Origin of the sequence: Pseudarthrobacter sp. 1G09, from assembly GCF_050038305.1 — a bacterium.
Taxonomy (GTDB): domain Bacteria; phylum Actinomycetota; class Actinomycetes; order Actinomycetales; family Micrococcaceae; genus Arthrobacter; species Arthrobacter equi.
The window spans coordinates 3,412,455-3,425,288 of record NZ_CP188306.1 but is presented as its reverse complement, the minus strand read 5'-3'; the positions used below and the strand labels follow the sequence as shown (position 1 = coordinate 3,425,288).

Below are 12,834 nucleotides of genomic sequence, written 5' to 3'. Positions count from 1 at the left end.
CCCGACCTTGATGGGATCTGGCACGGCCGTGAACCGGGCAGCACCCCGTCCGAGGAGAGCCGAGCCTCCCGTCAGTTCCCCCCACCAGAGGCTTGGGGAAGTAAGTCATCTGCCCAAGGCGGAACCCCGCACCCCGGGCAACCACAGTTGTACTGCCCAGGGACGTTGGTTGGGTGAAGGTGGTGGCTCGCTGGAGTCGTTGACCCAAAGGTGAGGACCTCCGGTTGCGCAGTGGAGTTGCTTAGACAACCGCTGAAGCGACCAGGAGGTCCTCATGTCCCACGCTAATGCCGCTTTGACTCCACGCCAACGTTTACGTGTTGCGCGTCTGGTGGTTGATCACGGTTGGCCGGTGTCACGGGCCGCCGAACAGTTCAACTGGTCCTGGCCGACAGCCAAACGGTGGGCGACCCCCTACGCCGCGATGGGGCCGGCGGGCATGACCGACAGGTCTTCGCGCCCGCACCGGGTGGCGAACCGGACCTCACAGCAGCTTGTCCGCAAGGTCGTGCATCTGCGGTGGAAGCAACGGCTGGGGCCGGTCGCTATCGGCGCGAAGCTGGCCATGCCGGCCTCGACGGTGCACGCGGTCTTGGTCCGATGCCGCCTGAATCGGCTGCGCCACGTGGACAAACGCACCGGGGAAGTCATCCGCCGCTACGAGCACGACAAGCCCGGGGCGATGATCCACGTGGACGTGAAGAAGCTCGGCAACATCCCCGATGGTGGCGGCTGGCGCTACGTCGGCCGAAATCAGGGCGACAGGAACCGTGCAGCGACACCGGTCAGGACCGGCAGCCGCAGTCACCCCGTCATCGGCACGGCCTACGTACACACGGTCATTGACGACCATTCCCGCGTCGCCTATGCGGAGACCCACGGCGATGAAACAGCAGCCACCGCAGTTGGAGTGCTCCGGCGTGCAGTGTCCTGGTTCGCTGCCCGTGGCGTCACCGTGGAGCGGGTCCTCTCCGACAACGGCTCGGCCTACAAATCACACCTCTGGCGTGACACCTGTCGTGAAATGAGCATCAAAGCAAAGAAAACCCGTCCGTACCGCCCGCAGACCAATGGAAAGATCGAACGCTTCCACCGCACGCTGGCGGACGGGTGGGCGTTCAAACGCTTCTACGCCATAGAATCAGCCCGCAGAAACGCCCTCCCGGCATGGCTGCACCACTACAATCACCACAGGCCCCACACCGCAATCGGAGGCCAACCGCCCATCAGCCGCTTAACCAACCTGGCTGGGCAGTACAACTAGTGCTCTCACTGAGTCCTTCCGCGGGAGGATGGGGCAGTCGCGAACAACTAGCGGAAACGTTCGGCTTCGAAACCTACCTCCTGCCGGGCGGAGTTGCCGGACCGGCCCGCTGGAGCGGCCCGTCGTCATGTCTGTGCCTCCCGCGATGGCTCAAACTATTTTCCTGGATTGTCGTAACCACAGGGATTTAGCCAGATGAATTGCTGGCAATTAAGTGGGCCACAGCTAGAGATGCCAGTGTGGCTGTTGCACTAAGTAATTGCAGAACGAGAGCGGACCCTTACTTGGCGGGACTCTGGAAAGCCACGCGGTAAGGCTGATGGGCGGCGGTGCGGCCCGCGCGGGATCAAGCGAGCGACAGCCAGGAAGCCGACCGTGCTTCTCTGCAACAGGCGCAGCCTATTGGGGGAGTGTTTTTCCGGTGGATATGACGCTTGCGCCGTTAGAATGTGACTTGACTTGTCAATTTTATCATCACGTGGTTAGGTCGGACTCGAGAGGAACCGCCGCCCGATCAACGGAGAATTCTGTGGCTCTAACCGATTTCGTGCTGGCACTATGTGCCCTGCTGACCAGTTTGATGGTTCCTTTTTTTATCATGTACCAGGTCCTCCGACTCAAGGGTCGTGCCGTCAGGGTGACCGCAACCAGGAGTGACCGCGCTTAGTTATGCCCTACGTCGACATCAACCCGTATAAGCGCCGTCCTAAGTGGAGAGGCTACGCCGTTCTGGCTGTCCTTCTTATTTTCACCGCTGCCGTAGTGGGCGCCGCGCTTGTCCGCATCTAGTCGACCAGTACCTCTTCGACATTCCGGTCGTCCCTGGCTTTCAGCGCGCGAGCCTGAACTCTCCCGCGCTCGGCCGTGCCATAGCCCAAATCGTAGAGCACTTCAGGTAGGCCTGTGTGGCGTTGGGGATTTTGGTGCGAATTCGGCAAGGTGAGAAATCGGGCGTTGTCGTCGCAGACGTTCTCAGCCCGACGGGTAATCCGTCTGGCCGCCGCCCATCCTGACGATCGGCATCTCCCGAAGCATTTAGACTTACTCCTTGAACTAGTGCTGCATAACAGTTTGCCGAACGTCCGGGGGGACAGACATGCCACAACCGGCGGATCAGAATGCAGGCGCCCCAGCAGAAGATGCAGGGCAGCCGCAGCTGCGCCGACGCCGCGACATTCGTCGCGCCGATGGCTCGCTTGAGGCTGCCTGGACAGGAACCATGCCAGCCGTAACCCCCAACACGCCTCGCAAGAACGACGCCGGAGGGCCGGCCACGCGCCGCTCGTCCTGGGCGGAAGCAGCGGCAGCTGCCGACGCGGCCAAGCCCGTCGTGCCCGGTCCTGCGGCACCGACGCGGCCACCGGTTTCCGCGCAGTCTGCAGTCCAAGCGGACGCGCCCATTTCCGCTGTTCCCAGTGACTCCACTGCTGCCGAAGCTGCCCAGGAAGTCTCCTTGCCGTCGTCTGAGGTTGCTCCCGAGACGCCGTCCTTCCGCCGAAGTCGTCCAACAGTGGCTGACGCCATCGCAGACAGTCCTGCGCCGGACTTCATCAGCTCACCGGGACTATTCGTCAAGGAGCAGAAACCGCGGCCCGTCGGCGGCTTCCGCGGCGCCATGTACAAGCTGACCGGCGGTTCCTGGAACATGGGACCGGGGCCCAAACAGCGCCAGGAGGATGAACTGGCCCGCCGTATCTCACGGCAACTCCAGGGCAGTTACAACACCGCCATCCTGAGCCTCAAGGGCGGGATCGGAAAGACCTCCACCACCGTCGGCGTGGGCCTCACCCTTGCTGAGTTCCGTGGCGACGCGCCGTGTGCCATTGATGCCAATCCGGACTCGGGCGACCTGGTGGAGCGTGCCCTGGGCGAGGGAATCTACCAGCAGGCCAGTCCCCGCACCATCACGGACCTTCTGGAGAACATCGAGTCTGTCGACTCCCTGACCGCGCTGGCCAGGTATATGCACCATGCCGGCCGGCTGCATCTCATCGCGGGGGAGCAGGACCCGGAAGTCTCGGACTCACTTACCGCCGAGGAGTACCTGCGGATCCGCAAGCTCATCTCCGGCTACTACTCCGTGGCGCTGACCGACTGCGGCACCGGTGTGACGCACAACGCCATGAGTGGGATCCTGCAGTCTGCGGACAATCTGGTTATCGCCGCAGGCTATGCCGTATCAGGCGCAAAGCGAGCCCGCAGCACGCTCCAATGGCTGGCTGGCCACGGATATGAGGACCTGGCCCGGAACGCCATCGTCGTGATCACCGACAAGGACGAAGTGTCCTCCCGCGTGGACAAGGACGCCATCGAGGAACACCTGTCCGGGATCTGCCGCCAGCTCATCGCGGTTCCCCACGACCGGGGCGTTGCCGACGGGGACCTGGTGACCCTCGAGGTCCTGAAGCCGGAAACCCGGCGGGCGTACAAAGAAATCGCCGCAGCTATCGTCGACGGGTACCTCTAGTCACCGTCGGGGGGGGGGGGGTGTTCCGGCCATGAAGCGGCATTAATCGCCCTCAGTAGCTCACTGATCAGCCCCACCACAGCTTCTTGACCGAATCTTGAGCGTAGCCACCGCCTTGCCTTGAACTGGCCCGCAGAAGCTGGGGGAATGCTTTCACGTCTCAGGGCAGGGAGCGCCGTGCTCACCTGCGCCTCCTTGCTTGCCACCGGCCTCCTCCTCGCAGCACCCGCCGCGAACGCAGCAACCTCGGCAGCGGCAAAAGCCGGCGTCCCCGCCTCGCACACCGACGGCACAGCAGCGCCGGCGTCCACCGCCTCCGTGTCCGCCCTGCCCGGCCAGACCGGGCAGCAGCTCGCCCTCCATGTGGCCGATGGCCTCAACCCCACCCGCGTCACCGGCACCATCGCCGTGGCCGGGCAGGCCGTCCAGGGCACCATCCGCGTCACCGCCAAGGGCCGCACCCTCCTCGAAGCCCCCGCCGGCGCGGCCCTCACCCTGGACGCCCCCGTCACCGCCGCGGACCTCACGGCCCACCAACTGGTCCTCACCCTGGACTACCTCCCCGCAGTGCAGAACGTCTGCACCGCAGCCCAGTCCGCCGCCACCCTCAGCAAGGTGGCCCTCGCCACCAGCGGCACGGAAGCCGCACCCGCCACCGTGGCCGAATTCCTGGCTCCCTCCGTGCCCGCCGTCCTCATCCCGGTGCCGGCCAATCCGCCGTCGGACGTCTCCGCCGCCATCCTGGCCGCCTCAGCCGCCATGGCCCACCGCTACCCGGACGCCGCTCTCAACCTGGTCCCCGAACCGGACGCAGCGGCCCGGGCAGCCGCCCTGCCCGCCGGCTCCCGGATCATCACCATCGCCGCCGCGACGCCGGAAGAACAGGACGCCGTCAGCACCACCCTCACCACCGAATCCGGCCGCCCCGCCCTGGCCCTCACCGGGCACGGCGAGGAACTCCGCAGCGCCGCCCAGGCGCTGGCCAACACCAAATCCGCCCTGGCCGATTCCACCACCGTCACGGGCATGACCTCCACCGTCCCCGCCGCCGCCGGGCCCGAACAGACCCTCCAAGACCTCGGCGCCAACACCATCAAAGTGGCCGGCTACGGCACCCAGGAAACCTACCTGGGCGTCAGCCAGTCCCAGTTCGGCGGGCCCGTCTCCGCCGTCACCCTCCACCTCAGCGGCACCCACACCGCCGTCCCCGCCGGGGGACAGGCAGCCCTCTCCGTCTACTGGAACGACTACCTGATCAGCTCCCACACCCTGGACGGCGACTCCTTCGACCTCACCGCAAACGTCCCCGCCGGGCAGATCCAGTCCCGCAACGGCCTCCGCCTCCGCCTCACCGCCCTCCCCGCCGGCGGCGACTGCTCCGGCCCCGCCGGCGTGCTCCCCATGGAACTCACCGTGGACACCACCGGCAGCAAACTCACCGCCGAACGCGGCCACTCCCTCAAGCCCGGCTTCGCCCGCTTCCCGCAGGTCCTGGGCAGCACCCTGCCCATAGCGTTCGACGCCGGCGCCACCGCCCAGGAGAACACCATCAGCGCCGCCGCGCTCGCCTTCGCCCTGCAACGCGACTCAGCAGGGCTCCTGGACGTCCGCCTCACCGACGCCGCCGGCCTGCTGGACTCCAGCGACTCCGGCCTCCTGGTGGGCGCCACCGCCGAAACCGCAGAGAAAGTTGCGGCCCCGCTCCGCCTGGCCGGCTTCCGCACCGTGGCCGCCCGCGACATCGAATTCGGCGTGGGCACCACCGCCCCCTACGGCGTCCTGGAAGGGTTCGAACAGAACGGCCGAAACCTCCTGCTCCTGGGCGGCTGGGCACCCGAGAACGCCACCGGCGCCACCACCGCCGGCACGCTGCAGGGCAGCCTGGCCGCCCACGTCCAGCAGCAGCCCGGCGGTTGGAGCGCCCTGTCCCGGAACCTGCTGGTCACCCAGACCACCGGCGACCCTGTGCTCCTCGAAAGCAACGCCATCACACCCCAGGCCGAGGTGACGGACGGGTTCCGGCCCCTGGCCCTCTGGATCGCCGCGGCCGCCGCCGTGCTCCTGCTCGCCTTCACGGCCCGCGTCCTGCTGCGCCGCCGGCACAAGCGGCACGCCGGCGCCTACGCCGAAGCCCGGGAACAGGCCGCCCTCGCGGACAGCACCAGTGGCCAGTAGCCCCCAGGCCCCGCCGGCCACCCAACCCGGGACGGCCACGGACGGCGCGGGGGAGCGGACCCCGTGGCCGGCCCGCACCTGGGCGTCCCTCGGCGCCCCGGTGGCCGGCCGCCATGTCCCCGGCACCGCCGTGATCGCCGGGGCCGCGGCCGTGGTGGGATTCCTTGCCTGCCTCTACACCACCAGCTCCGGCAGCAACCTGGACTACTCGGACGCCCAAAGCCACCTCACCATCGCCCGGCGAGTGTTCGACAGCAAAGCCCCCGGCTTCGAACAGCTGGGCACCGTGTGGCTGCCCATGCCGCACCTACTCCTGATGCCGTTCATCATCAACCTCTGGATGTTCAGCACCGGCTGGGGCGCCTGCATCCTGGGGATCCTGGCCCTGGCCGCCACCGCCTCCGGGCTCTACCGGATCGCCGCACGGCTGGGCTACGGCCGGGCCGGGCGCCTGGCCGCCGTGCTGGTGGTCCTGGCCAACCCGGCCATCCTGTACACCTACACCACCGCCCTCACCGAGCCTGTGCTGCTCATGTGCCTGGTGGCCGGCATGGCCGGGCTGGCGCACTGGGCCACCAGCCGCCGCCGGATGAGCGCCGGCGAGCTCGCCGTGTTCGCCGGGATCCCGTCCGGCGCCGCGGTGCTCTCCCGCTACGAGGGCTGGGCGCTGGTACTCACCGGCACCCTGTTCGTCCTCATCACCGAGCTGCGCCGCTCCGGGCAGGTCCGCGAAGCCCTCAAAATGGCGTCCGGCTACGCCATGGTCCCCGCCGCCGCCGTGCTCTGGTGGCTCTCCTACAACTGGGCCATCTACGGCAACCCGCTGGAATTCATGTTCGGCCAGTACTCGGCCTACGCGCAGCAGAAGAACATCACCGACGGCGGCCTGCTCCCCACCAAGGGCAACCTGGGCCTGACCCTCTGGACCTTCCACTGGTCCCTGTTCGAAACGCTGGGCGTGGTGGTCCTGGCCGCCGCCGCGTGCGGTGCCGTAGTGGTGGTGTTCCGCCGCGGGCTGGCCACCAGCACCCTCCTGATCGCGGTCACCGGCAGCGCCTACGCCTTCGCCCTGGTGAGCCTGTACCTGGGGCAGACCGCCATCAACAATGACCACTCCCTCCCCAGCACCTGGTGGAACAACCGCTTCGCCCTCACCGCACTGCCCCTGGCCGCCGTGCTGGTGGCGGCGTTCGTACACGAGGCGACGCGCCGCCGTCGTACGCGCTCCCTGGTGGCCGCCGCGCTCCTGCTGGCCCTCGCTGCGCAGAACGCGTGGTGGCTGCAGGACCCCGCCGGCCGCCTGGCCATCCTGGCCGAGGGGCGCATGTCCCACCAGTCCAACACCGATTCGTTCGCCGCCGCCCGCTGGCTGAAGGACCATTACCGCGGCGGCGGGATCCTGATGGACGAGAGCGCCCGCGGGAACGCGGTGCTGCCCACCATGGGCATCCCGCTGGGCAACATCTACAACCGCGCCTCCGGCGACCACTTCGCCCCGGCGCTCGAGGACCCCGCGCGGTACGCCGAATGGGTGTTCGTGAACGTGGAGGCCGGCGCCGGGCCGCAGGACTCGGGCTTCACGGACCTGGTGTACCAGGCCATCAGCGCCGAGCCCACCTTCAACTCCCGCTACGGGGTGGCGTTCACCAGCCCCACCCACCGGATTTACGAAAGGACCGTGGACTGATGTCCGAGGCAATACCGGTTCTTGACCCGGCCGGCCCCGACGCCGGCCCCGGGCACGTGGCTGCTGCTGCTGGCCTTGGGCGGCAGTCGCTCGCGCTGGGCCAGACCCTGCTCCAGGCCGGCCTGATCACCACCGGCCAGCTGGACCGTGCCCTGCTGCGCGCCGCCACCGAGGGCGGGCAGCTGGGCCGGCACATCATCCTCGAAACCGGGTTGAACCGCCGGCACGTCTACGAGGTCCTCGCCGAGCAGTGGGACGCACCGCTGTTGGACCTGGTGTCCCACCCGTCGGACGATGCGCTGCTGGAACGGCTGCGGTTCAGCGAAGTATCCGAGCCCGGCTGGCTGCCGTGGCACCTGGAGGACGGCGTGCTGACCGTGGCCACCGCGGTGAAACCCAGCGAGGCGATCCGCCGGGCCGCGATGCGGGCCACAGGCGCCACGGACGTGGTGTTCCGGACCACCACCGACTGGGACATCAACCACTCCATCCAGCGGGCCTTCCGCAACCACCTGCTCTACGAATCCGCCGAACGGCTGGCCGAGGAGCTGCCGCACGGCTCGGCCCGGACCGCCCTGAACCGGTGGCAGACCCTGCTCCCCGCCGTGCTGCTGGGCTGCCTGCTGGCCGGGCTGGCGCTGAATGCGCTGCTGACCACCATCGTGCTGCTCACCGCCGTGAACGTGGTGTTCCTGGTGAGCATCGGGTTCAAGACCGTGGCCAGCCTGCGGCAGCCGTTCGACGTGCTGCATGACCGGTCCGCGGCGAAGGCCCGTGCCCGTGAACTGGAGCGCCGCGGCCTCCCCGCGGAGGAGGCCGAGCGGATCCCTGACGCGGACCTGCCCGTGTACACCATCCTCATCCCGGTGTTCCGCGAGGCCAACATCATCGACAAGCTGCTGGGCAACCTGGGCCAGCTGGACTACCCCCGGTCCAAACTGGACGTGCTGGTGCTGCTGGAGGAGGACGACACCGAAACCATCGAGGCCGCCAAACGCTCCCGCCCGCCGGAGTACGTGCGGATCCTGGTGGTGCCGCGCGGCGAACCGCAGACCAAACCGCGGGCCTGCAACTACGGGCTCACCTTCGCCCGGGGCGAGTACGTGGTGATTTACGACGCCGAGGACCGGCCCGATCCAGGCCAGCTCCGCGCAGCCATCGACGCCTTCCGGCAGGACGCGTTCGAGCGGCAGTACCTGGACCCGGACCGCCGGCCGCTGATCTGCGTGCAGGCGGCACTGAACTACTTCAACGCGGACCAGAACGTCCTCACCCGGCTCTTCACCATCGAATACACCCACTGGTTCGACTCCATGCTCCCGGGCCTGGACCGCTCCGGCATCCCGCTGCCGCTGGGCGGCACCTCCAACCACTTCGATACCCGGCTGCTGCGGCTGGTGGGCGCCTGGGACCCGTGGAACGTAACGGAAGATGCGGACCTGGGGCTGCGCGCCGCCGTCGAGGGCTACCGCGTGGGCGTCATCAACTCCACCACCTGGGAGGAAGCCTGCTCGCAGGTGCCCGCGTGGATCAAGCAGCGCACCCGCTGGATCAAGGGCTACATGGTCACCGCGGCCGTGAACACCCGCAACACCCTCCGGTACATCCAGCGCACCGGGGTGGCCGGCGCCGTCGGGTTCCTGGGCCTGATTCTGGGCACCCCGCTGGCGTTCCTGGCCTACCCGCTGGTGCTGGGCTTCACCATCGTCACCTACGTGGGCTACAACTTCGTGGGCCTGGTCCTGCCGCAGTGGCTGCTGGTGGGCGGTGTGGTGTCCATGCTGTTCGGCAACGCCATGATGATCGTGGTGTCCGGCGTGGCCACCTGGCGCCGGCACGGCTGGCGGATTGCCATCTTCGCGCTGCTGAACCCGGCGTACTGGGTGCTGCACTCGGTGGCCGCGTGGCGCGCCGCCTGGCAGATGCTCACCAGCCCGCACAAGTGGGAGAAGACCCCGCACGGGCTGGACGAGGAGTATCACGACGACGGACGGTGGTCTGCGTGAGCGCGCACCACCCCGTCCTGGACCCGGTGTGCATCAGGGAGTTGGGGGAGGAACTGGACCACGCTTTGGCGCTGAGGTTCCTCTCCGCCTACCTGGACCTCCTGCCCGAGCGGCTTGCCACCTTCTGCGCGGCCGTGCTCCTGGAGGACACCGCTGCCGCCATGGACCGGGTCCTGAGCCTGAAGGTCTCATCCACCATGGTGGGCGCCGCCCGGCTGGCGGCGCTCGCCGAGGTGCTGCAGGGGCTGGTATGCACCGGTAACTGGGCTGCCGCGGAACCGCTGCTGGAGGTGCTGGCCGCTGATGTGGCGGCGGTGCTGGCGGCCGGCCGGGCCGCCGTCGGACGTCCCGCCGATGGGAACCGTGCCCGGGATGGGTTCGAGTAGGTATTACTCGCCTGAAAAGTGGAGTATCGCTCCACTGGTCACAGGTGCGGATGGAACGCTTAGCCTGCATCCATGCTGAGAATCGTGAAGCAGATTCTGCGACCCAAGCCGACATGCCGGTACTGCGGGCTGACCTTGCTCCCCACGCCGGCCGCGGTGTTCTGCTCCCGCGACTGCTACGACAGCTACCAGTACTGGGGCGACGCGTCAGCCCACAGGCAGTAGCGCGGTAAGTCGGATACGCGGGACCTTGGACGGCCACCCGGTCAGCAGGTGTAGGTACCCCTGTAGGGAGTGCCGGTCCAGGTCCCCACGAGGGCGCTGAGCTCGTACGTGTAGGTGCCGCTCCGGAGCGAGGAAGCTTTGGTCATGCTCACGGTGTTCCCGGTGAATGACTGGGTCTGTGAGGTGCCGTCCGGTGCGATGACGGTGAGCTGGTAGGCCGTGGCCCGCGCAACCTTGACGTAGCTGGTGACGTTGATGGTGGAGCCGAAGGGCCGGGTGGTATCGCAGGAGTAGGTGCCGGCAATGCTGCCCGGGGCCGGTATGACGTAGGTGGAGGCGGTGAACGAAGCGGAGGCTGTGGCTTTGAAAGCGGCCTGGGCCATGGCAGGGGTGGCTGCGAGGAAGAGGGCCACGACGAAACCGGCAACAAGACGGCGTAGATGCCGTGCTGCGCCTGAATGCCTTGACCTGCCCATGTTCCGCTGCTGCCTTCCGTTGTGATTGCCTTGTTTCTATTCTGGGCCCCTGGCTTCAACATCCGCAGGTGGCCAGTTCAAGGTTTCTTCAAGAATGTCCGCGGTTCCCCGGACATCGTGGCTGGTGAGGGCCTCTTTATCTGGAATGCTAGGCATCATGGGACATGAATCCGCCAACCGCAGGGCCGTTGTAGTTGAAGACGACAAAGACATCCAGATGCTGCTGAACAGGACGCTCAGCATGCAGGGCTTTGACGTGGTGGTGGCCGGAAACGGCATGGACGGGCTGGCCATGATCCGGGAACACCAGCCGGAACTGATCACCCTGGACCTGAACCTGCCGGACCTGGACGGGACTGAAGTGTGCCGGCGGCTGCGCGAGTTTTCCAACGCCTACGTGGTGATGATTACCGCCCGCGTGGAGGAAATCGATGAGCTCCTGGGCCTGCAGATCGGCGCCGACGACTTTGTGACCAAGCCGTTCAGCCCCCGGGCCCTGGCTGCGCGCATCACCGCCATGTTCCGGCGTCCCCGCCGGGGGTTTCCCGACGGCGGTGCCGCAGCGGTTGCCGAGCCGGCGGCCGTGGTGCCGGAACAGCCGGCCGTTGCGATCGAGGCGGATTCCGAGGCGGCCGTCCACGGGCCCGTTCGTGTGGATACGGAGTCCCGCACTGTCCACGTGCGCGGCAATGAGATTGTGCTGACCCGCACCGAGTTCGACCTGCTGGCGGCGTTCGTTGGGGCGCCCCGCCGGGTGTGGACCAAGGAATCCCTGTTGCGGCGTGTATGGGGTGATGAGTGGGCCACGGACGAGCACCTGGTGGAGGTCCATGTCGGCAACCTGCGGCGGAAGATCCGCGCCGGCGGCTCCGACACCCAGATCATCCGGACCGTCCGCGGGGTGGGCTACGGCCTGGTGCCCGCGTCTGCCCTGTCCTGACGCTTCCGTTCTGACGCTCCCGTCCTGGCCCGCCGCCGTGCGGCCGTGTCCTGGCTTTGCCTGTGCGGGCGGCTACTGCCCGGCGAGCAAGTCTTCGATGGCGGCGGCCACGGCTGCGGCATCCGCGCTGAGCCGTGCGGCCACTTCGCGGGCTGCGTCGAGTGAGCCGGTTTTGAGGTGCTGGTTGATGAGCCCCGCATCACGGACCAGCTGCTGGGCGCCGATCATCGCGGCCGACGAACCAAGGGACAGCGCCGCGGTGCGGGCTGCCTGTACCCGGATGTCCGCCAGGGGTTGCTCGATGGCCTGCACCCGCTCCGGCAGCATCTCCACAAACACCGCGGCGAACTGGGCCGCCGCCTCGGGTGAGGCGAGCTGATCGGCGAGCTCGGTGAGGCAGGACCTGTCCAGCACTGCGCTGTTGTCCTGTGCTGCGCCGTGGTTCGGCCTGGGCCGCCCCGGGCCGCCAGCAGGACTTTTGGTCATGAGGGGAGGGTAGCGGGAACTGCCGTGCTGTTGGCGGAACCGGTGGTGGATTCTTTGGGCTTTGACCAGATGCTGGTCAGCAGCAGCAGGACCAGGATGGCCGGGGCGCCGTAGAGGAGTACTTTCCCCACCACGGGGGAGCGGAGGGCGCGGATGGCATCGCCCAGATGCGGGATGACGGCCACGGTGGTGAAGGCGTGGTCGTCGGCCATGGTGGCGGTCCAGGGGTCGGCGCCGTTGTTGGCGTCGCCCTTGGTCTGGATGGTGGTGGAGCTGCCGGCGCGGGCCACGTCGGTGATGCGGTGGGTCTCGATCCGCTGGTCCTCCACGGGGATGTGGTAGGTGACGATGTCGCCCACCTTGAGGTCAGTTACGGGGGTGGGGACGCTGACCACTACGTCACCCGGGTTGATCAGCGGCGACATGGAGCCGGTGAGCATGGTTGAGGTCTGGTAACCGAACACCCGGGGGCCCACCGCAAGGAACAGGAAGGCTGCCGTTGCCACCACCATGATGCCGACCATCAGGACCTTGCCGGCGAGTTTGGCGGTGCGCTTCGCGATGCGGGTAACTGCAGCGGCGGTGGGGTATGAGGGCGTGGCGGCGGCGCGTCGCCGTCCGGGGTAGGACTGTGTCTGCGTGGTCATGATGCCCTCGGTTCAGGTGTGGTGGGGTGCTTGATTCCGCGGCGCGGATGCCTGGGCATCCGCGCCGCCGTGTGG

10 protein-coding genes are annotated in these 12,834 nt (G+C 67.7%); 7 read left to right on the top strand and 3 right to left on the bottom strand.

Annotated elements, in window-relative coordinates; all coding sequences use genetic code 11:
• Window positions 1-274 precede the first annotated feature (274 nt).
• The 6 genes from ACP3TD_RS15745 (at window position 275) to ACP3TD_RS15720 (ending at window position 9,985) form a co-directional block, all read left to right on the top strand.
• Window positions 275-1,264: an IS481 family transposase gene (locus ACP3TD_RS15745; protein WP_426763925.1), complete on the top strand. Its 990-nt coding sequence runs from the start codon at window positions 275-277 to the stop codon at window positions 1,262-1,264.
• Between the two features lie 1,219 nt (window positions 1,265-2,483).
• Window positions 2,484-3,731: a MinD/ParA family ATP-binding protein gene (locus ACP3TD_RS15740; protein WP_426763924.1), complete on the top strand. Its 1,248-nt coding sequence runs from the start codon at window positions 2,484-2,486 to the stop codon at window positions 3,729-3,731.
• Between the two features lie 147 nt (window positions 3,732-3,878).
• Window positions 3,879-5,906 carry a cellulose biosynthesis cyclic di-GMP-binding regulatory protein BcsB gene (locus ACP3TD_RS15735; protein ID WP_426763923.1) on the top strand — a complete coding sequence of 676 codons (2,028 nt, stop codon included), beginning with the start codon at window positions 3,879-3,881 and terminating at the stop codon, window positions 5,904-5,906.
• The gene (locus ACP3TD_RS15730) at window positions 5,896-7,593 is read left to right on the top strand and encodes a glycosyltransferase family 39 protein (RefSeq protein ID WP_426763922.1); all 1,698 of its coding nucleotides are present in this window, start codon (window positions 5,896-5,898) and stop codon (window positions 7,591-7,593) included. Before ACP3TD_RS15735 ends, ACP3TD_RS15730 begins: the two co-directional genes overlap by 11 nt.
• Complete coding sequence (locus tag ACP3TD_RS15725; RefSeq protein WP_426763921.1) at window positions 7,593-9,599, top strand: glycosyltransferase; 2,007 nt, start codon at window positions 7,593-7,595, stop codon at window positions 9,597-9,599. The genes ACP3TD_RS15730 and ACP3TD_RS15725 overlap by 1 nt, the downstream gene beginning before the upstream one ends.
• Window positions 9,596-9,985: an Hpt domain-containing protein gene (locus ACP3TD_RS15720; RefSeq protein ID WP_426763920.1), complete on the top strand. Its 390-nt coding sequence runs from the start codon at window positions 9,596-9,598 to the stop codon at window positions 9,983-9,985. Before ACP3TD_RS15725 ends, ACP3TD_RS15720 begins: the two co-directional genes overlap by 4 nt.
• 266 nt (window positions 9,986-10,251) lie before the next feature.
• Here ACP3TD_RS15720 and ACP3TD_RS15715 read toward each other — a convergent pair whose 3' ends face one another.
• The gene (locus ACP3TD_RS15715) at window positions 10,252-10,686 is read right to left on the bottom strand and encodes a hypothetical protein (protein WP_426763919.1); all 435 of its coding nucleotides are present in this window, start codon (window positions 10,684-10,686) and stop codon (window positions 10,252-10,254) included.
• Window positions 10,687-10,843: 157 nt separating this feature from the next.
• On the opposite strand from ACP3TD_RS15715, the gene ACP3TD_RS15710 reads away from it, so the two are divergent.
• The gene (locus ACP3TD_RS15710) at window positions 10,844-11,626 is read left to right on the top strand and encodes a response regulator transcription factor (RefSeq protein ID WP_426763918.1); all 783 of its coding nucleotides are present in this window, start codon (window positions 10,844-10,846) and stop codon (window positions 11,624-11,626) included.
• A 72-nt stretch (window positions 11,627-11,698) separates the two neighbouring features.
• Here the strand turns inward: ACP3TD_RS15710 and ACP3TD_RS15705 are convergent, their stop codons facing one another.
• Together ACP3TD_RS15705 and ACP3TD_RS15700 are read right to left on the bottom strand one after the other, a co-directional pair.
• The gene (locus tag ACP3TD_RS15705) at window positions 11,699-12,112 is read right to left on the bottom strand and encodes an Hpt domain-containing protein (protein ID WP_426763917.1); all 414 of its coding nucleotides are present in this window, start codon (window positions 12,110-12,112) and stop codon (window positions 11,699-11,701) included.
• A complete protein-coding gene (locus tag ACP3TD_RS15700) occupies window positions 12,109-12,759 on the bottom strand; it encodes a signal peptidase I (protein WP_426763916.1) in 651 nt (216 codons plus the stop codon). Before ACP3TD_RS15700 ends, ACP3TD_RS15705 begins: the two co-directional genes overlap by 4 nt.
• Window positions 12,760-12,834 lie beyond the last annotated feature (75 nt).